The 18,665-nt window shown below is 71.8% G+C and carries 21 protein-coding genes and 2 tRNA genes; 10 read left to right on the forward strand and 13 right to left on the reverse strand.

What is annotated here, in order from left to right; all coding sequences use genetic code 11:
• Positions 1 to 16: 16 nt before the first annotated feature.
• From ABD709_RS04930 to ABD709_RS04955, 6 genes are all read right to left on the reverse strand, one after another.
• Positions 17 to 89 (reverse strand) — tRNA-Pro (locus ABD709_RS04930).
• Positions 90 to 133: 44 nt separating this feature from the next.
• Positions 134 to 207, reverse strand: a tRNA-Gly gene (locus ABD709_RS04935).
• 57 nt (positions 208 to 264) lie between these two features.
• A complete protein-coding gene (locus ABD709_RS04940; protein ID WP_344772883.1) occupies positions 265 to 1,305 on the reverse strand; it encodes a PP2C family protein-serine/threonine phosphatase in 1,041 nt (346 codons plus the stop codon).
• Positions 1,302 to 2,156, reverse strand: a complete 855-nt coding sequence (locus ABD709_RS04945) for an Fpg/Nei family DNA glycosylase (protein WP_344772885.1) — start codon at positions 2,154 to 2,156, stop codon at positions 1,302 to 1,304. Before ABD709_RS04945 ends, ABD709_RS04940 begins: the two co-directional genes overlap by 4 nt.
• Positions 2,149 to 2,655 carry a ribose-5-phosphate isomerase gene (locus ABD709_RS04950; protein ID WP_344772887.1) on the reverse strand — a complete coding sequence of 169 codons (507 nt, stop codon included), beginning with the start codon at positions 2,653 to 2,655 and terminating at the stop codon, positions 2,149 to 2,151. Before ABD709_RS04950 ends, ABD709_RS04945 begins: the two co-directional genes overlap by 8 nt.
• Positions 2,656 to 2,673: 18 nt before the next feature.
• Positions 2,674 to 4,089: an NAD(P)H-quinone dehydrogenase gene (locus ABD709_RS04955; protein WP_425575036.1), complete on the reverse strand. Its 1,416-nt coding sequence runs from the start codon at positions 4,087 to 4,089 to the stop codon at positions 2,674 to 2,676.
• A 40-nt stretch (positions 4,090 to 4,129) separates the two neighbouring features.
• Here ABD709_RS04955 and ABD709_RS04960 point away from each other — a divergent pair, with 40 nt between their 5' ends.
• On the forward strand, positions 4,130 to 5,110 hold the full coding sequence (locus tag ABD709_RS04960; protein ID WP_344772891.1) for a DMT family transporter: 981 nt from the start codon (positions 4,130 to 4,132) through the stop codon (positions 5,108 to 5,110).
• Here the strand turns inward: ABD709_RS04960 and lpdA are convergent.
• Positions 5,100 to 6,500, reverse strand: a complete 1,401-nt coding sequence (gene lpdA, locus ABD709_RS04965) for a dihydrolipoyl dehydrogenase (protein WP_344772893.1) — start codon at positions 6,498 to 6,500, stop codon at positions 5,100 to 5,102. The genes ABD709_RS04960 and lpdA overlap by 11 nt on opposite strands.
• A gap of 56 nt (positions 6,501 to 6,556) precedes the next feature.
• Here lpdA and ABD709_RS04970 point away from each other — a divergent pair, with 56 nt between their 5' ends.
• The 3 genes from ABD709_RS04970 to ABD709_RS04980 all read left to right on the forward strand — a co-directional run bounded on the left by ABD709_RS04970 (position 6,557) and on the right by ABD709_RS04980 (position 9,441).
• Positions 6,557 to 7,009 carry a gamma-glutamylcyclotransferase gene (locus ABD709_RS04970; RefSeq protein WP_344772895.1) on the forward strand — a complete coding sequence of 151 codons (453 nt, stop codon included), beginning with the start codon at positions 6,557 to 6,559 and terminating at the stop codon, positions 7,007 to 7,009.
• Between the two features lie 31 nt (positions 7,010 to 7,040).
• Entirely contained in the window at positions 7,041 to 8,432 is a 1,392-nt protein-coding gene (locus ABD709_RS04975) for a YncE family protein (RefSeq protein WP_344772897.1), read from the forward strand.
• Between the two features lie 202 nt (positions 8,433 to 8,634).
• Positions 8,635 to 9,441, forward strand: a complete 807-nt coding sequence (locus ABD709_RS04980) for a purine-nucleoside phosphorylase (RefSeq protein ID WP_344772899.1) — start codon at positions 8,635 to 8,637, stop codon at positions 9,439 to 9,441.
• On the opposite strand, the gene fadD1 is transcribed toward ABD709_RS04980, so the two are convergent.
• The 4 genes from fadD1 to ABD709_RS05000 are packed head-to-tail and all read right to left on the reverse strand — an operon-like array spanning position 9,416 to position 14,004.
• On the reverse strand, positions 9,416 to 11,014 hold the full coding sequence (gene fadD1, locus ABD709_RS04985) for a fatty-acid--CoA ligase FadD1 (protein ID WP_344772901.1): 1,599 nt from the start codon (positions 11,012 to 11,014) through the stop codon (positions 9,416 to 9,418). The two genes, ABD709_RS04980 and fadD1, sit on opposite strands and share 26 nt — an antisense overlap.
• Positions 11,007 to 12,038: an alpha/beta hydrolase gene (locus ABD709_RS04990; protein WP_344772903.1), complete on the reverse strand. Its 1,032-nt coding sequence runs from the start codon at positions 12,036 to 12,038 to the stop codon at positions 11,007 to 11,009. The genes fadD1 and ABD709_RS04990 overlap by 8 nt, the downstream gene beginning before the upstream one ends.
• Entirely contained in the window at positions 12,035 to 12,676 is a 642-nt protein-coding gene (locus ABD709_RS04995) for a TetR/AcrR family transcriptional regulator (protein ID WP_344772905.1), read from the reverse strand. The genes ABD709_RS04990 and ABD709_RS04995 overlap by 4 nt, the downstream gene beginning before the upstream one ends.
• Positions 12,673 to 14,004 (reverse strand): flavin-containing monooxygenase, encoded by a 1,332-nt coding sequence (locus tag ABD709_RS05000; RefSeq protein WP_344772907.1) that lies wholly within the window; start codon positions 14,002 to 14,004, stop codon positions 12,673 to 12,675. The genes ABD709_RS04995 and ABD709_RS05000 overlap by 4 nt, the downstream gene beginning before the upstream one ends.
• A 122-nt stretch (positions 14,005 to 14,126) precedes the next feature.
• Between ABD709_RS05000 and ABD709_RS05005 the strand changes: the two genes are divergently transcribed.
• Positions 14,127 to 14,861: an SDR family NAD(P)-dependent oxidoreductase gene (locus ABD709_RS05005; protein WP_344772909.1), complete on the forward strand. Its 735-nt coding sequence runs from the start codon at positions 14,127 to 14,129 to the stop codon at positions 14,859 to 14,861.
• Positions 14,858 to 15,706, forward strand: a complete 849-nt coding sequence (locus ABD709_RS05010; protein ID WP_344772911.1) for an SDR family NAD(P)-dependent oxidoreductase — start codon at positions 14,858 to 14,860, stop codon at positions 15,704 to 15,706. The genes ABD709_RS05005 and ABD709_RS05010 overlap by 4 nt, the downstream gene beginning before the upstream one ends.
• Before the next feature lie 146 nt (positions 15,707 to 15,852).
• Here ABD709_RS05010 and ABD709_RS05015 read toward each other — a convergent pair whose 3' ends face one another.
• Positions 15,853 to 16,290 (reverse strand): SRPBCC family protein, encoded by a 438-nt coding sequence (locus ABD709_RS05015; protein WP_344772913.1) that lies wholly within the window; start codon positions 16,288 to 16,290, stop codon positions 15,853 to 15,855.
• A gap of 161 nt (positions 16,291 to 16,451) precedes the next feature.
• Positions 16,452 to 16,877: a limonene-1,2-epoxide hydrolase family protein gene (locus ABD709_RS05020; RefSeq protein WP_344772915.1), complete on the reverse strand. Its 426-nt coding sequence runs from the start codon at positions 16,875 to 16,877 to the stop codon at positions 16,452 to 16,454.
• A gap of 118 nt (positions 16,878 to 16,995) precedes the next feature.
• Here ABD709_RS05020 and ABD709_RS05025 point away from each other — a divergent pair, with 118 nt between their 5' ends.
• From ABD709_RS05025 to ABD709_RS05040, 4 genes are all read left to right on the forward strand, one after another.
• Positions 16,996 to 17,466, forward strand: coding sequence for an SRPBCC domain-containing protein (locus ABD709_RS05025; RefSeq protein ID WP_344772917.1), 471 nt, complete (start codon positions 16,996 to 16,998; stop codon positions 17,464 to 17,466).
• Positions 17,463 to 17,792 carry an ArsR/SmtB family transcription factor gene (locus ABD709_RS05030; protein ID WP_344772919.1) on the forward strand — a complete coding sequence of 110 codons (330 nt, stop codon included), beginning with the start codon at positions 17,463 to 17,465 and terminating at the stop codon, positions 17,790 to 17,792. Before ABD709_RS05025 ends, ABD709_RS05030 begins: the two co-directional genes overlap by 4 nt.
• Before the next feature lie 83 nt (positions 17,793 to 17,875).
• Positions 17,876 to 18,358: a nucleoside deaminase gene (locus ABD709_RS05035; RefSeq protein WP_344772921.1), complete on the forward strand. Its 483-nt coding sequence runs from the start codon at positions 17,876 to 17,878 to the stop codon at positions 18,356 to 18,358.
• Between the two features lie 7 nt (positions 18,359 to 18,365).
• Complete coding sequence (locus ABD709_RS05040; protein WP_344772923.1) at positions 18,366 to 18,662, forward strand: hypothetical protein; 297 nt, start codon at positions 18,366 to 18,368, stop codon at positions 18,660 to 18,662.
• The last annotated feature ends 3 nt before the right edge of the window (positions 18,663 to 18,665 follow it).

The raw sequence follows: 18,665 nt of genomic DNA on the forward strand, positions 1-18,665 counted from the left end.
CTTGATGTGGTGGGTGTCGGGGCGACAGGACTCGAACCTGCGGTCTCCTGCTCCCAAAGCAGGCGCGCTAGCCACTACGCTACGCCCCGCCAAGAGGCCTCCAGAGGGCCCGGTCGGCCGCCCGAAAGCTCCTTGGAGGGGATGACGGGAATCGAACCCGCGTAGCCAGTTTGGAAGACTGGGGCTCTACCATTGAGCTACATCCCCGCACGCGCAAAACGCGGTCGTCATCCTCCCACAGCCGCTCGTCGAGGTCCTAAACGGTCAGCGGTGGTGGACCAGCATCAGCGCGCGGTCGTCGTCACGGGAGCCCACCGACGCGGTGAGCCGGACGGCCATCCCGTCCCAGGCCGTGCGCACCATCGACTCGACGGCGCCGAGCATGGCGTCGATGCCGAGGTCGATGTCGCGTCGCGGCTCCTCGACCATGCCGTCGGTGTAGAGCAGCAAGGTGTCTCCCGGCATCAGCCGGCCGTGGACGACGTCGTACGTCGCGTCGTCGATCAGGCCCAGGACCGGGCCCTCCGCGCGGAGCACCTCCCAGCGGCCGGAGCCGGCGTGCCGGAGGGCGGCCGGCGGATGGCCTGCCGAGCGCACCTCGAAGCGGCCGTCACCGAGGTCGATGGAGAGGTGGACGGCGGTCGCGAAGCCCTCGTCCCACTCGCGCTGGATCAGGTAGTCGTTCGCAGCGGGGAGGAACTGCTCCGGCCTCAGCGCACCGAGCAGGCCGCCCATCGCGCCGGAGAGCTGGAGCGCACGGGTGCCGGCCGCCTCGCCCTTGCCCGAGACGTCGACGACCGCGACCTCGAGCAGCCGTCCGTGCTCCCTGGTCGTGGCGACCACGAAGTCGCCGGCGAACGGCGACCCGCCGGCCGAGGACAGGGACGACTCGACCAGCCAGCTCGCAGGGAGGGAGGGGATCTGGCCCTGGGCGAGGATCCGGTCGCGGAGGTCGACGAGCATCGACTCGCCCCTCCGACCCGTCACCCCGATCGGCCTCCCGCGCAGGCACAGCCAGAGCACGAGGAGCGCGAGCACGACGACGATGCCCAGGCACACGAGCATGGTCATGTCCGGGCGCCCGAGCACGATCTCGACCCCGACGGCCAGGATCACGAGGACCGAGAACCCCGCCAGGAGCCGGTTGTCGAGCAGCACCACGCCCAGCAGCAGCGGGCCGAGGAGCGCGAACGGGATCTCGAGGTCGCCGTACCGGAGCGCAGCGGCGACGGTCAGGGCGGCGAGCAGGCACAGCAGGACGAGGACGCCCCCGCCCTGGAGCAGCCCGCTCCCCCGACGGATCACGCCGGCCCGCCTCGGCCGGCGCGGGACCGGAACACCGGCTGGCAGCGCGGGCACCAGAACGAGTTGCGGCCGGCGAGCACCTCGGTGCGCACCTTGCTGCCGCAGACGTGGCAGGGCTGACCGTTGCGGCGGTAGACGTAGACCTCACCGCCGTGGTCGTCCGCGCGCGGCGGGCGCCCCATCGCCTCGGGCTCGTGCTCGGGTCGCACGGTGTCGATCCTGCCGGTCCGGACGCCCTCCGTCATGAGATCGACCAGGTCGGTCCACATCGCGTGCCACTGGCCCGAGCGCAGCGTACGGCCGGGCCGCAGCGGGTGGATGCGGTGCCGGAAGAGGACCTCGGCGCGGTAGACGTTCCCGATGCCGGCGAGGACCGACTGGTCCATCAGCAGGGTGCCGATCGGTTTGCTGCTGCGGCTGATCCGCGCCCAGGCACGCTCGGGATCCGCGTCGGCGCGCAGCGGGTCGGGCCCGGACCGGGCGACGACCGCGTCCCGCTCCTCGGCCGTGACGAGGTCGCAGATGATCGCGCCGCGCAGGTCGGCGTACGCCGATCCGGACTGGACCCGCAGGCGCACCTCGCCGACCGGCAGCGGGACGGCCTCGCCCGGCCCGAGCCGGACCACGTCGAGCTTGCCGATCAGGCCGAGGTGGACGTGCACGAAGAGCTCGTTGGCGAACTCGACGAACAGGTGCTTGCCCCACGCCTCGGCTCCGACGAGCCGGACGCCGTCGACCCGTGCGGCTCCGTCCGCGAAGCGGCCCTGCGGGCTGCCCACGCGGACCACGTCTCCCCCGAACGCCTCCCCGAGCGCGGTTGCCAGGCGGTGGAGGGTGTGGCCCTCAGGCATCCCGGCCGGTCGTCGCGGACGCCGGCAGCGGCGGCAGCGCGCCGGTGGCCTCGAACTCGCTGAGCTGGCCGATGCGGCGTACGTGCCGCTCCTCGCCCGAGAACGGGGTCGAGAGGAAGACCTCCACGAGCCGGGTCATCTCCTCGATGGTGTGCATCCGGCCGCCGACGGAGACCACCCAGGCGTCGTTGTGCTCGCGCGCCAGCGCGGCGGTCTCCTCCGACCAGGCCAGCGCCGCGCGGATGCCGTCCACCTTGTTGGCGGCGATCTGCTCGCCGTTGCCGGACCCGCCGATCACCACGCCGAGGCTGTCCAGGCCGGCGGCCCGGTCCGCCGCCACGCCCTCGGCGGCGCGCAGGCAGAAGACCGGGTAGTCGTCCTGGGCGTCGTAGACGAACGGGCCGTGGTCGACCGGCTCGTACCCGTGCTCCGTCAGCCACCCGGTCAGGTGGGCCTTCAGCTCCAGGCCGGCATGGTCGCAGCCGAGGTGCACACGCATGGGCGGCATTCTTTCAGATCAGAAGTGGTGGAGTCGCCGGGCCGCCTCGGCGACCGAGCCGCTCATCGACGGATAGACGGTGAAGGCCTGGGCGAGCTGGTCGGCGGTCAGCGACTCGGCGACCGCGAGCGAGACCGGGTGGATGAGCTCGCTGGCGCGCGGCCCCACGACGACGCCCCCGACGACGATCCCGGTTCCGGGCCGGCAGAACAGCTTCACGAAGCCGTCGTGGACGCCCTGCATCTTGGCGCGCGGGTTGCCGCGCAGCGGCAGCATCACGGTCTCGGCCTGGATCTCCCCGGCATCGATCGTCCGCTGCGACCAGCCGACGGTCGCGATCTCGGGCGCGGTGAACACGTTGGAGGAGACCTTCTTGAGGTCCAGCGGCGCCACGGCGTCACCGAGGAAGTGCCACATCGCGATCCGGCCCTGCATGGCCGCGACCGAGGCGAGCATCAGCACGCCGGTGCAGTCGCCGGCGGCGTACACGCCGCGCGCCGACGTACGCGAAACGCGGTCGACCCGGACGAAGCCGCCGTCGTCGGTCTGCACGCCGGCCTCCTCGAGGCCGAGGTCGGCGGTGTTCGGGACCGAGCCGAGCGCCAGGATGCAGTGCGAGCCCTGGACCTCGCGGCCGTCGGACAGCGTGACCGTCACGACGTCGCCGTCACGGGCGACCGACTGCATCCGCGACCGGGAGAGCACGTTCATGCCGCGCCGCTTGAGCACGTCCTCGAGCACCTGCGCCGCGTCGGCGTCCTCGCCGGGCAGCACCCGGTCGCGCGACGACACCAGCGTCACCGGGATCCCCAGCGCGAGGTAGGCGCTGGCGAACTCGGCTCCGGTCACGCCGGACCCGACCACGATCAGCTCGGTCGGCACCTCGGTCAGGTCGTAGACCTGCTCCCAGGTCAGGATCCGCTCCCCGTCCGGCACCGCGCTCGGCAGCGTGCGCGGCGCGGCACCCGTCGCCAGGAGCACGGCGTCTGCGGCCAGCGACTCGCTGCCGCCGTCGGCGAGCTCCGCCACGACCTTGCCCGGCCCGTCGAGGCGCCCGCGGCCCTGGAGCACCCGTACGCCGTCGCGCTCCAGCCGCCGCGCGATGTCCGCGGACTGCTCGGCCGCGAGCCGCTTGACCCGCGCGTTGACCTTGCCCAGGTCGACGTGGATGCCGGTCGCGTGGTCGCCCTGCTCGTCCGTCGACTCGATGCCCAGCTCGGCTGCGGTGCTCATCTCGGTCATCAGCTCGGCCGTGGCGATGAGGGTCTTGCTCGGCACGCAGTCGGTGAGCACCGCGGAGCCGCCGAGGCCGTCGGTGTCGACGACCGTCACCTCCGCGCCGAGCTGCGCCGCGACCAGGGCCGACTCGTAACCGCCCGGTCCGCCCCCCACGATCACGACGCGGGAGGACGGTGCGGCGGGGGCGCTCGACATGCTCGTCATTGTTGCAGTCACCACCCGTACGATCGCCCGGGTGTCAGCCCCGTCGCGTCCGCTCCGCATCGCGGCGGTGCCGCTCATGCTGGCGGCCGGCGGATTGCTGTCGGTCCAGTCCGAGATCAACGGCCGGCTGGCGGGCGCGATCGGTGCCGGGTCCCGCGCGGGCGTGACCGCGGCGACGATCAGCTTCGGCAGCGGGCTGGTGATCCTCGCGCTGATCACGGCCGCGCTCCCCCGGCAGCGCCGCGCCCTCGCCGCCCTGGTGGCGGCGGTCCGTGCGCGCCGCCTGCGCGTGGTCGAGCTGGCCGGCGGCCTCTCGGGTGCCTTCCTGGTCGCGACCCAGGGCATCACGGTCGGCACCATCGGCGTCGCCCTGTTCAGCGTCGCGCTCACCGCGGGCCAGTCGGCGAGCTCGCTCGCGGTCGACCACGCGGGTCTCGGGCCGAGCGGACGCCAGGCGTTCAGCGTCCCGCGGGCCATCGCCGCGGTGTTCGCGGTCTCCGCCGTGCTGCTCGCGGCCAGCGAGCGGCTGGTCGACGACTTCTCCTGGCAGGTCGCGGTGTTCGCGACCCTGCCGCTGGTCGCCGGTGTCGGGCTCGCCGTGCAGCAGGCGATCAACGGCCGGGTCGCGGCCCAGGTGGGCGCCTGGACGACGGCGCTCAACAACTTCGCGTGGGGCACGGCGGCCCTCGTGCTCGTCCTCGGAGCGATGGCCGTCGCGCGCGGGCTCCCCGGTCCGCTGCCGTCGAACCCGTGGCTCTACGCCGGCGGCGCCGTCGGCGTCGTCTACATCTGGCTGACCGCCCTGCTCGTGCGCGTCCACGGCGTGCTCGTGCTGGGCCTGTGCCTGATCGCCGGGCAGGTGATCACCGCCCAGCTCATCGAGCTCGTCGCCGGCGAGACCCACATGGGCCCACTCGGCATCGCCGCCGGACTCCTGGTGGTCGCGGGGGTCGGCGTGGCACTCGCCGTACGCCGCCCGCCCGCGACCGAGGAGACCTCGGTCAGAGGTTGATCATGTGCCCCGCGATGCCCTCGACGGCCTCCTTGACGGCCTCGGAGAGCGTCGGGTGGGCGAAGACGTTGCGCGCGACCTCGTCGGCGGTGAGGTCCCACTGCTGGGCCAGCGTCAGCGCCGGCAGCAGCTCGGTCACCTCCGGGCCGATCAGGTGGGCGCCGACGATCTCGTTGTGCTCGGCGTCGGCCACGATCTTGACGAACCCGACGCCGTCGGCCATGCCGCGGGCCTTGCCGTTGGCCGAGAACGGGAAGGACGACGTCTTGACGTCGTAGCCCTTCTCCTTGGCCTGCGCCTCGCTGTAGCCGAAGGACGCGATCTGCGGCTGGCAGAACGTCGCCCGCGGGATCATGTCGAAGTTCAGCTCCATGGTCTCGGCGCCGGCGATCGTCTCGGCAGCCACCACGCCCATCGCCTCGGCGGTGTGGGCGAGCATCAGCTTGCCGGTGCAGTCACCGATGGCGTAGACGCCCTCGACGCTGGTCCGGCCGCGGCCGTCGACGGCGATCGCACCGCGGTCGGTGAGCTCGACGCCGGTGCTGTCCAGGCCGTAGCCCTCGACCCGCGGCGCGAAGCCGAACGCCGCGAGGAACTTGTCGGCCTCCAGCACCTGCTCGTCACCGCCCGAGGCCGGGGCGACGGTGACCTTGACCCCGGAGCCGGTGTCCTCGACGCCCTTGACGGCCGTCGAGAGCAGCACGTTGACGCCCAGCTTCTTGTACTGGCGGAGCAGCTCCTTGGAGACGTCGGCGTCCTCGGTGGGCACCATCCGGTCGAGGAACTCGACGATGGTGACGTCGACGCCGAAGCTCTTCATCACATAGGCGAACTCCACGCCGATCGCGCCCGAGCCGCCGATCACGATCGAGCCCGGGAGGTTCTCGTCGAGGATCTGCTCCTCGTAGGTGACGACGTTCTCGCTGAGGCTCACGCCCGGCACGAGCCGCACCGTGGCGCCGGCGGCGATGATCAGGTTGTCGCAGGAGTAGGACTCCTTGGACCCGTCGTCCCCCTCGACGTCGACCGACTTGGGCCCGGTCAGCGTGCCCCAGCCGTTGATCTCGGTGATCTTGTTCTTCTTCATCAGGTAGTGCACGCCCTTGGCGCTGGCGTCGGCCACGCTCCGGCTGCGCTGGTGGGTCGAGGCGAAGTCCATCGTCGCGTCGCCCGAGATCCCGAAGGTCTTCTTCTCGTGCGTGATGATGTGCGCGATCTCCGCGTTGCGCAGGAGCGCCTTCGACGGGATGCACCCGACGTTGAGACAGACGCCGCCCCAATACTTCTTCTCGATCACGGCGACGGACTTGCCGAGCTGGGCGGCGCGGATCGCGGCGACGTACCCTCCGGGGCCGGCACCGAGCACGAGGACATCGAAGTGGGTGGTCACCCTCTCAGCGTAGTGTCCGCCGCGAGTGCGCGGCCACGGGCCACTAGCCTGAGCGCGTGACTGCGTACGCCGCCTACGGGACCAATCTCGATCCCGCCCGGATGGGCGAGGTGTGCCCCCACTCCCCGCTCCAGACGAACGGCTGGCTGACCGGCTGGCGGCTGACGTTCGGCGGTGAGGAGCACGGCTGGGACGGCTCGCTCGCGACCATCGTCCAGGACCCGCTGGAGCAGGTCTTCGTGGCGGTCTACGACGTCAGCCCGCTCGACGTGAAGAACCTGGACCAGTGGGAGTCCGCCGACTCCGGGCTCTACCGCAAGGTGAAGGTGCGGGTGTCGACGATGACCGGCGAGGTCGTCGCCTGGACCTACGTCCTCGACGCCTACGAGGGCGGCCTGCCGTCGGCGTCGTACCTGGGCGTGCTCGCCGACGCCGCCGAGGCCGCCGACGCCCCCGCCGACTACGTCGCCGCGCTCCGCCGCCGCGACTGCAGGTCGACCGGCCTGTAACCCGTTCCAGTCGCGGTTCGTTGGGCCCGGCGTGAGACTCCTCCCCGTCGGCGCCTCCGCCTGCCTCGCGGCCGCGCTCGCCGTACCCGCCCTCGCCGCCGCGCCCGCGGTCGCTCCCGCCGACGCCGCGCCTCCCGGCCTGCGCGACGTCATGTTCGTCGGCAACAACTGGGACGGCACCGCGAGCATCGTGGACGCGCACACGTTCGACGTGCTCAAGCGCGGCGTGAACCTGGTCCCGGACAAGAAGCAGGAGATCCGCGACATCTCGCTGAACCCGGTGCGGCTCGCGCTCTACCTCGCGATCCGCTACGGGCCGGGCGAGGGCCACGACCAGTACGTCGACGACATGTTCACGACCAACGACGGCCGCTACCTCGCGGTGAGCCGCCCGAGCTTCGCCGACGTCGTCTGGATCGACATCGCCAAGGCGACCGCGGGCGACCCCGACTCGATCGTGCGCGAGCAGCCGATGGACGGCTACCGCTCCGACCACATGGCGCTCTCCCCCGACGGCCGCCGGCTGCTCGTGTCCGACTCGACCGAGCGGCAGGTCATCGAGTTCTCGATGGTCGACGAGACGCTGCCGGACGGGACCGTCGTGCACATGGGCGACCGGATGCGGACCTTCGAGTCCGGTGAGACGCCGCACGAGAGCAACTACACGCCCGACGGGCAGCTGATCCTGCACGCCTCGATCGGCAAGGTCTACACGCCGGGCGACGGCACCGAGGCGCTGGACGCCGTGCTCGACCCGGTGAACCGGGCGGCCAAGGGCGACCGCTGGTTCGAGGTCGTCCGCAACTCCGACTTCGCCATCCTGAAGCGTTGGGACATGGGCAAGGAGCTCGCCGAGGCGGGCTACCGGAACATGTCGAGCGCGGTGCGCCCGATGGCGCTGTCGCCGGACGGCCGCCACCTCTACTTCCAGGTCTCCTTCCTGCACGGGTACGTCGTCTTCGACCTCGACGCCCCGGACATCAACGGGAAGAGCAACTACAAGACCGGCGGGGTCCCCGAGCCCAGCACCGGCGCGGTGCTCAAGGTCGTGCGCCTCCCCAAGCGCACGAAGCTGCCGCGGGACGCCTATGTCAACGACTCCGCCCACCACGGCCTGTCGATCGACGCCGACGGCGACACCCTCTGCGTGGCCGCGACCATGGACGACTACGCCGCCCTCGTCGACGTCGCCACCGGGCAGCCCAAGATCTTCGACACCGCCTCCACCGGGCACGCCTACCAGAAGCCCTACTGGACGACCGCCGGCCTCGACGACACCTGCTGGATCTCGCTGAGCGGCTCCGACGCCGTCGCCGTGCTGAACACGGAGACCGGCCAGGAGCTCGCCTTCCGCGACGTCGGCAACCACCCCCAGCGGATCCGGCACGGCTACGTCCAGGAAGCGGTCGCCTCCCAGTGGTGACCGGTGATCCCTCGGTGGTCGAGGTGCGAGGCGCCCCAGCGCCGAGCCTCCGCCGGTGGTCGAGGTGCGAGGCGCCCCAGCGCCGAGCCTCCGCCGGTGGTTGAGGTGCGAGGCGCCCCAGCGCCGAGCCTCCGCCGGTGGTTGAGGTGCGAGGCGCCCCAGCGCCGAGCCTCGAAACCCCCGGCGCACTAGAGTTCCGACGGTGACCGATGCCCCCACGCCGTACGACCTCGCCGACCAGGCAGCCGCCCGCCTCAAGGACCTGACCGGCATCGCCCGCCACGACGTCGCCCTGGTCCTCGGCTCGGGCTGGCTGCCGGCGGTGGACGCCCTGGGCGAGGCGACGGCGGAGATCGACGTGACCGACCTGCCGGGCTTCGGCGCGTCCGCGGTGGTGGGGCACAGCGGCAAGATCCGCTCGATCCGGACCGACGACGGCAAGCAGCTGCTGGTGTTCCTGAGCCGCACCCACTACTACGAGGGCAAGGGCGTGGCGGCGGTCGTGCACGGCGTACGCACCGCGGCTGCGGCCGGCTGCCGCGTGATGGTGCTGACGAACGGCTGCGGCGGGCTCAACAAGGCATGGTCCCCCGGAACGCCGGTGCTCATCCGCGACCACATCAACCTGACCGGCCAGTCGCCGATCGTCGGCGCGAACTTCATCGACCTCACCGACCTCTACTCCTCGCGGCTGCGCGCGATCTGCCAGGAGATCGACCCGAGCCTCGACGAGGGCGTCTACGTGCAGTTCACCGGGCCGCACTACGAGACCCCGGCCGAGGTCCGCATGGCCGGCATCATCGGCGGCGACCTGGTCGGCATGAGCACCTCGCTGGAGGCGATCGCCGCCCGCGAGGCCGGCATGGAGGTGCTCGGCATCAGCCTGGTCACCAACCTCGCCGCCGGCATCAGCGACCAGCCGCTCAACCACGCCGAGGTGCTCGAGGCCGGCCGCGCCGCCGCCGCCCGGATGGGCGACCTGCTCAGCCGGCTGGTGCCGCGGATCTGACCGCGTAGGAGCGGTCCCGCTCGCCGCGTACCCAGACCGGGTCGTCGGTGTCGGTGCCCTGCGAGACGAGGGTGCGCTTGAGCACCTTGTTGGTGGCGGTGGCGGGCAGCTCGGCGGCGAGCCTGACGTACCGCGGCCAGGCCTTGGCCGAGAGGTCGTCCTGCGCACCGAGGAATCTCTCGAGCTCCCCCGGCTCGAGGCGCGCGCCGTCGCGCAGCACCAGCGCGCACATCAGCTGGTCGCCGACGCCGGAGGGGTCCGGTACGCCGTACACGGCGGCCTGGCTGATCGCGTCGTGGCGCAGCAGGATCCGCTCGATGGGGGCGGCCGCGAGGTTCTCGCCGTCGACGCGCAGCCAGTCGGCGGTGCGGCCGGCGAGGTAGACCCAGCCGTCGGCGTCGCGGTAGGCGAGGTCGCCGGACCAGTACATCCCGCCGTCCATCCGCTCGGTCGTCGCGGCCTCGTCGTTGTAGTAGCCGGAGAAGAACCCCGCCCCGGCGGTGTTCACGAGCTCGCCGACCGCCTCGTCGAGGTTCGTGACCCGGCCGTCGGCGTCGAACTCCGCACGCGGGCACTCGGTACGGGTCTCCCGGTTGTAGACCGCGACACCCTCGTGCGGCATCCCGATCGACCCGTTCGGCGTCTCGGGGACCCGGGTGACGATGACGGCGTTCTCGGTCGATCCGAACCCGTCCCAGACGCGGCAGCCGAAGCGCTTGCCGAACTGCTCGATGTCGCGGTCGGAGGCCTCGTTGCCGAACGCGAACTTCAGCGGGTTGTCCGCGTCGTCGGGCTGCTCGGGCGTGGCGAGGACGTAGGCGAGCGGCTTGCCGACGTAGTTGAGGTACGTCGCCCCGTGGTGCCGGATGTCGTCGAGGAACCGGCTGGCGCTGAACCGGCGCGCCAGCGCGAGCGTCGCCCCGGCGGCGGCCGCGACGGCGTAGCCCGCGACCACGGCGTTGCTGTGGAACAGCGGCATCGCGCAGTAGCAGACGTCCTCGGTCGTCAGCGAGAACCGCTCGGCCAGCATCGTGCCGGCGACGACGACCATGAAGTTCGAGACCTGCACCGCCTTCGGGTCACCGCTGGTCCCGGAGGTGAAGATCAGCATGTAGGTGTCGAACGCGCCGCGCTCGGGGAACCCGTCGGTCGACGTCGGCGCGGCCGTGGTCCGCTCGGTCCAGTCGGCGCCGTCGGTGTCGATGACCGGGATGCCGCCGAGGTCGAGCCCGTCGAGCAGAGGCAGGTGCTCGGCGTCGGTCAGCAGGACCGTGCAGTCGGCGCGGCGTACGTCGGCCGCCAGCCCTTCGCCGCGGCGGGTGGCGTTGACCCCGACGGTGACGTGCCCGCCGATCGCGCCGGCACCGAGCGCCATCGCCATCTCGGGGGTGTTCTCCATGAGCACGCCGACGTGCAGCGGCTCGTCGCTGGCGTGCTGGTCGCGCAGCACCTGGGCACGCGCGGCGCACGCGTCGACGTACTCCTTCCACGTCCAGGTGCGGTCCTCGAACGCCAGGCCGGTGCGGTCGCTGTCCGCGTGGGCCAGCAGCAGGTCGCGGACGGTGTCAGGCATGCTCGACCTCCTCCCCCACCGGTGGTTGAGGTGCGAGCGTGCGAGCCTCGAAACCCAGGTGGCGCTGCAGGAAGTGCAGGGCGTGGGCGACCGCCGGCTCGTGCCAGTCCTTCCCCGGGAACAGGTCGAAGTGGTCGCAGGGGTAGTGGCGCACCTCGGCGCGCCCGTTGAACGCCGCCTTCGCCGAGGCCTGCGGCGGCGCGCTGCGGTCGAAGTCCGCGATCTGCACCAGCCACGGGACGGTGAGCCGCTTGGCCGCCTTGGCCGCGGCTCGGCTGCCGAGCTCCATCGTCACGTCGGCGCCGACCTCGTTGCGCCAGGACGGGCCGGCGACCGACAGGTAGTCCTCCAGCGCGCCCGACACCGTCAGCGCTCCCACCTCACCGGGCCGCGCGACGACCGGGATCATCACCGAGCCGCGGCCGGCCTTGCGGCGTGCGGCGCTGACCATGCCGCGGCCGGTGGAGGCGAGCAGCTGGGACGGCCTGTGGTGCTGGGTCGCGAGGCGGGCGGCGGCGAGGCCGTCGACGAGGGGTACGGCGGAGACGACCGCCGCGATGTCGGTGCGGCCGGCCGCGACGGTGACGACGTGGCCGCCGCCGAGCGAGATCCCCCAGAGGACCACCCGGCTCGGGTCCACGCCCGGCAGTCGCTTCGCCGCGGCGATCGCCGCGTCGAGGTCGGCCGCCTGGCCGGCCAGCGACACCGTCTGCCGCGGCTCGCCCTCGCTGAGCCCGAAGCCGCGGTAGTCGAAGGTCACCGCGTGGAACCCCGCCCCCGCGAACGCCTCCGCGAACGGCGCCAACCCGGAGTCCTGGGTCCCCGCCAGCCCGTGCGCCAGTACGACGACGGGCGCGCCGGTGCCGGTGGTTTCGAGGCTCGGCGCTGGGGCGCCTCGCACCTCAAGCACCTCCGCGGGGCCGGTGGTTGAGGTGCGAGCGCCAGCGAGCCTCGAAACCTCCGGCTCGTAGTGCGTCGCAGCGCAGGTGACGCCCTGCGAGAGGAACGTGAACGTCGTGCTCATGCGGTGCTCCTGGCGTCGGTGCCGTAGATGCTGCGCATCCAGATGTGGGTGATGGCGTCGATGTGCGCCGCGCGCGGCGGGCCGCCGCCGACGGCGTGCCGCTCGAGCGCGTGGTCGTTGAGGTCGAGCAGCACGGCGGCGAGCCCGGCGGCGTCGGGGCCCTCGGTCGCATGACCGGCGGCCCGCTCGCGGCCGATCATCTCCGCGACCATGCCGGCGAACTCGGCGCGGCCGACGTCCCAGGTCTCGCGGACGCCCGGGTTGGTCGCACGCGCCTCGAGCAGCGCGCGGTAGGTGTGCGGCGTGCGGTCGACGGCGTCGAACAGCGTGGTGACCACGTCGCGGATCCGCCGCTCCGGAGCGCCTTCCGCCTTCACCAGCCGGTCGGTGGCGTCGGACGCGTCGTCGTACAGCTCGGCCATCAGCGCCATCACCGCGGCGGCCTTGGACTCGAAGTAGAAGTAGAACGCCGACCGCGTGACGCCGGCCCGCCGCGAGACCTCGGCGACGTTGACCTGCTCCAGGGTCTGCTCGCGGAGCAGCTCGTCGAAGGCCCGCAGCAGCGCGGACCGGCGTACGTCGCCGCGGTTGACGCTGCGGCGGTCGACGAGCCGGGCCCAGGGCCGCTCCTCGGTCACGCGGGCACCCCGGCACGCGCGGCTCGGCGTACGCCGGCGGGGATCTCCTGGGTGCGCAGGTCGTGCTCGTAGAGGAAGTAGTCGACCTGCTGGGTGTGCCGCGGGGTCTTGAGCATGTGGCCGAGGTACTTGGCGTGGTCGGCGTCGATGACCCGCTCCATCTCCTCGGCGCTCGGCGGCGCGTAGTGGCCGGTGAGCCAGGCCGCGACCAGCCGGGTCTGGCACTCGACGAACGGGAACAGCGTCGGCGTCGCCTGGGCGAACCCGACGAACGCGAGGTCGTCGATGCCGGGCTTGAAGATCCGCTTGAACAGCCGGATCTGGTTGTCCGGCGCGCTGAGGAAGCCGGGGTCGAAGAACGGGAAGGTGATGTTGTAGCCGGTCGCGTAGACGATGACGTCGAAGTCCTTGGACGTCCCGTCGGCGAAGTGGACGGTCTCGCCGTCGAGGAGGGCGACGTCGCCCTTGGCCACCACGTCGCCGGACCCGAGCCGCAGCGGCAGCTCGACCGACTGGGTCGGGTGCGCCTCGAAGAACCCGTGGTTGGGCGTCGGCAGGCCGTAGTCCTCCGGGCGGCCGGCAGTGAGCGGCTGCATCGCCGCCATGAACTTGCGCTGCCACTTGAGCGGGATGTGCGGGGAGGTCCGGTAGTACTTGTCGGCCGGCTTGCCGCCGAAGTACTTCGGCACGATCCACGCCCCGGACCGTGTCGACAAGGTGACCTCGTTGCCGAGGGCCCGGCTGGACAGCTCGACGGTGATGTCGGCGGCGCTGTTGCCGAGCCCGACGACGAGGATCCGCTTGCCGGAGAGGTCCAGCGGCGTCCGCGGGTCGATGTAGTGGTGCGAGTGCAGCGCCGTGCCGCTGAACTCACCGGGGAAGCCCGGGTAGCGCGGGTCCCAGTGGTGCCCGTTGGCGACCACGAGTACGTCGGCGCGGCGCGTGCCGGTTCGCTGGGTCTCCAGCTCCCACCCGCCGTCGGGAAGCCGCTCGGCGTGCGCGACGCCGTTCTCGAACTCGATCCGGCTGCGCAGGTCGAAGGCGTCGGCGTAGCTGTCGAGGTAGGCCTTGATCTGGGTGTGGTGCGGGAAGTCCGGGTAGTCGTCGGGCATCGGGAAGTCGCGGAACGACAGCTGGTGCTTGGACGTGTCGATGTGCAGCGACCGGTAGGCGCTGCTGTGCCCGTTCGGGTTCCCGAACGCCCAGTTGCCGCCGACCCGGTCCGAGGACTCGAAGGTGGCGTAGTCGAGGCCGTAGTCGGCCAGCATCTTGCTCGTGGTCAGGCCGCTGATACCGGCTCCGATGACGGCCACCGTGGGTCGCTTCATTCCTGTACGCTAGAACGCGTTCTAGACGCGTGTCAACGGAAGTTGACGCGCGTCAACTCGCCGATGGTCGAGGAGGTCGCGCTAGCGACCGTCACGAGACCCATGGAGCAACAGGAGGCCAAGTGGAGCAACGCGTGGTCGTGGTGATCGGCGGGGCCTCCGGGCTCGGGCAGGCGACCGCTCGCCTGCTCGCCGCAGGGGGCGACACCGTCGTCGTGGCGGATCTCTCCGGGACCGGCGCCGACGTGGACGTCGACGTCACCGACGAGGCCTCGGTCGAGGCGCTCTTCGACGGCGTGGTCGAGCAGCACGGCGCCTTCACGGGGGTCGTGAACTGCGCTGGCACCAGCACCCTGGCCCGGGTGGTCGACCACGACGCCGCCGAGTGGCGACGGATCGTCGACGTCTGCCTGACCGGCTCGTTCCTGGTGCTCAAGCATGCGGGACGCCGGGTCGCCGACGGCGGCTCGCTGGTCTCGCTCACCTCCCTCAACGCCCGGCAGCCCGGCACCGGGCTGGCGGCGTACTGCGCCTCGAAGGCCGGTCTGGTCTCGCTGACCGAGGTGACCGCGCTCGAGCTCGCCCCACGGAGGGTCCGGGTCAACGCGGTCGCGCCGGGGCTGGTCGTCACGCCGCTGACCGCGCCGGCGATGGACATCCCGGGCGTGCGCGACAGCTACGTCGAGAACACGCCCCTGGGGCGACCGGGCGAGCCCGAGGAGATCGCCGCCGCGATCCGGTTCCTGCTCTCCGACGACGCCGCGTGGATCACCGGCGAGACCCTCGACATCAACGGCGGCGCGCACCTGATGCGCTACCCGGACCTCGTCGGGCTGGTCGAGAAGGCCTTCTCGTGACGCGCTACCACGGTCGCTTCCTCCGAAAGACCGCGATCGTCACCGGCGCCGGATCGGGGATCGGCGCGGCCCTGACCCGGGCACTGGTCGCGGCCGGCGCGCACGTCGTCTGCACCGACATCGACCTGACCGCGGCCAAGGCGACGGCGGGTGCGGCGAAGGGCTACGGCCACGCCGACGCCGTACGCCTCGACGTCACCGACGGCGACGCGGTCCAGGCACTCGTCGACTCCGTGGTCGCGGACCACGGCCGGCTGGACCTGATGTTCAACAACGCCGGCATCTGCCTGCTCGGCGACACCGAGGACCTCAGCCTCCAGCAGTGGAACGCGATCATCGACGTCAACATCCGCGGCGTGGTGCACGGCGTGCACGCGGCGTACCCGCAGATGCTCCGCCAGGGCGGCGGGCACCTCGTGAACACCGCCTCGATGGGCGGCCTGATGGCCGGCGGCCTGCTGACGTCGTACGTCATGACGAAGCACGCGGTCGTCGGCCTCTCCCTCGCACTGCGCACCGAGGCCGCGTCCCGCAACGTCGGCGTGACCGTCGTGTGCCCGGCCGCGGTGGAGACGCCGATGCTCGACAAGGGCGAGATCGGCCCGGTGCGCGGGCGGGACTACTACCTCAAGGGCCAGGGCATCAAGCACCCCGTCGACCCCGACGTCCTCGCCGGCAAGGTCCTCGCCGCCGTCACCGCGAACCGTCCGCTGGTCGTCGAGCCCGTCCAGGCCCGGATCGCCTGGCGCATCGGCCGCCTCTCCCCCGCCTTCGTCCTCCGTTCCGGCGCCAGGTTCGTCGAGCGCCAGCGCGCCCTGGCCCGCTCGCTGGTCGAGCACCCGTAGGGCCGGTGGTCGAGGAGGTCGCGCTAGCGACCGTCACGAGACCCCGAGAACCCGAGGCCCCGGTGGTCGAGGAGGTCGCGCTAGCGACCGTCACGAGACCCGAGAACCCGAGGCCCCGGTGGTCGAGGAGGTCGCGCTAGCGACCGTCACGAGACCCGTGAGACCAACCCTCGCTGACAGGCGTCCATCATCCGGTGGTGGTTCCACCGCAGCAGCGGCCGCGCGGCGTACGACGCCAGCGCGAGCGCGCCGCTGACGCTGACCTCCTGCGTGAACTCGGTGTGCGTGCCCTCGGGCGTCTCGGTCATCCGCCACCGCACCCACCCGTCGAGGTCGCCGCTGACCGCAACCTCGAGCACCGGAAGCTCCCGCGAGACCGCGTCGAGCACCAGGTCGAGCGTGTACGGCAGCGCCGACCGGCACAGCACCCGCGCCGTGTCCGGCCCGAGCTTCGCGACGGCACGCACCTGCGGCCACCAGTCGGGATAGTGCTCGAGGTCGAGCACGACGTCCGCGAGCTCCTGGACCGGAGCGGGCGTCGTCCACGACGTGGCAAAGGAGTACGACGCCTGCACGCGGCCCATGATGCCGTGCGGCCTATGGCTGGTGGGGCCGGCGCCTCGGCCGCTGCCGAATCACCACGGTATGCAGGTCAGTCGCCGGTTCCCGGGTGGAACTCCGCACGGGGAGTGCCCATTCGTCTGCATACCGTGGTGATTCGGCATCCGGTGCCGCCACGGCCCGGTCAGCGAACCGCGGACCGCGCGGTCCTGAGCACTCCGCGCAGGGTCCCGACCATGACGTTCCCCCAGCTGAAGTGGTCGTCCCAGAGCACGACCTTGCCGTCCCTGACCTCGAACGTGCCGCAGACCCAGAACTCCGCCTCGATCGGTCCGATCCGCAGGTAGTCCGTGCGCTGGGTGAGCACGAAGGCGCCGTCCGCGGCGACGTGGTGCATGTCGGCGCGGAAGCTGATGCTGTCGCTGTTCATCCCGCGCAGCAGTCGCCGCACGATCTTCCCGCGCACCGTCGGCAGCCCGGTGTTCCGCCACACCATGCCCGGGTCGACGTACTCCAGCGCCTGGTCGACCGCGTGGTCCTCGAGCAGCGCGAGGAAGGTACGGACCGTCGTCGCCGGGTCGAGCACCGGCCGCGTCGTCGTGGAGCTCATGCCCCGACGGTAGCGCCATGAGACCATTCAGCTTTGTGCAACTCGTGGGTTGCAATTCGCGACGCGTTGTCCTAGCGTCAGGAGCAACCTTTCAGTTGCATATACCTAGGAGCCACCGATGACCCAGACCACCACCGCCCAGGCCGACCTCGACACCGGCACCATCACCCACCAGGTCCGCATCGCCGCGCCGCGCGACGTCGTGTTCAAGGCGCTCGTCACCAGCGAGCACATCGAGAAGTGGTGGGGCCACCCCAACGAGTTCCCCGACGGCATCAAGGCCGGCTCGGTCGGCGTCTTCCACTGGCAGGACCAGAAGATCGACGTACGCATCGACCGCGTCGACCCGCCCGAGCACTTCACGATGACCTGGGGCTTCGGCGCCGACCTCGACGAGTCGAAGTCGACGACCTGCCACTTCGAGGTCCTCGAGGACGGCGACGGCAGCATCGTCCGGGTCACCGAGTCCGGCTTCGACAAGCTCGAGGACCTCGCCGAGCGTCGCGCCCAGCTCGACGACCACAGCAACGGCTGGAACCAGGTGCTCGCCTCGATCGGCTCGTACGCCGAGACGATGCCCGCGGCATGACGACCGCCCTCGATCCGGTACCCATGTGTGCCGCGCTCGCCGACGAGACGAGGTGGCGGATCCTCGAGCTGCTCGGCGAGGCCGACCGGTCCGCCAGCGACCTCGCGGAGCTGCTGCCGGTCTCGCGGCAGGCGATCACCAAGCACCTCCAGCAGCTGGAGGCCGTCGGCCTGGTCGAGCACGAGCGCGTCGGGCGCGCGGTCCGCTACCGCGCACTCGGCGCCCCGCTCAGCCAGCTCGCCGGCCGCCTCGACACGATCGCCAGGGGCTGGGAGCGCCGGCTCACCCGCCTGAAGGACCTCGCCGAGTCGCTTACTGACGAGTGAACCCGTTGGTCGAGTAGCCCTCGCGAGGAACGAGCGAGGGCGCATCGAGACCCATCATCCCGATCCGGCGCATACTGCGGCGCATGACCGACCACGACAAGCACCTCGCCCGCTGCGTCGAGCTCGCCCGGGAAGCGCTGGCGGCGGGCGACGACCCGTTCGGGTCGCTGCTCGTGAGCAGCGAGGGCGACGTACTCGTCGAGTTCCGCAACCGTGAGCAGACCGACGCGGACCCGACCGCCCACCCGGAGCTCGACATCGCGACGTGGGCGTGGCGCAACCTCGACGCCGAGCAGCGCGCGAGCTCCACGGTCTACACGACAGGCGAGCACTGCCCGATGTGCGCCGCCGCGCACGGCTGGGTCGGCCTCGGCGCGATCGTCTTCGCGGTCGCCTCCACCCAGCTCGCCGAGTGGCGTACGTCGTGGGGCCTGCCCGGCTCGCCGGTCGCTCCGCTGCCGGTCTCGACGGTGCTGCCCGGCACGCCGGTCACCGGCCCGGTGGCGTCGTACGTCGACCCGATGTTCGCCCTCCACGAGCAGGCCGCACGCCGTGTCGGAGGTTGATGGCATCGTGGGCGACATGCAGCCGTCGACCGGACCAGACTTCGAGCCGGGGCCGGAGACGACCCTCGAGGCTCTCTACGCGCTCCTGCCCGAGACCGAGGAGATCGACCTCGCCGCCGAGCTGCACGCGGAGCAGTTCGCGACCTGGGCACGCAGCCTCTTCCACGACGCGCTGCCGCTCGACCCGGTCGAGGAGTACGACGACCGCCCGCACGCGCCGGAGGAGGGCGAGGAGCCGCCGACCGTCGGCCAGGCGCTCGGTCTTCTCGAGCACATCCTGGGCGCCACGACGATCGGCGACTAGCTT

The organism is Nocardioides panacisoli, assembly GCF_039537325.1.
In the GTDB taxonomy this organism is placed as follows: domain Bacteria; phylum Actinomycetota; class Actinomycetes; order Propionibacteriales; family Nocardioidaceae; genus Nocardioides; species Nocardioides panacisoli.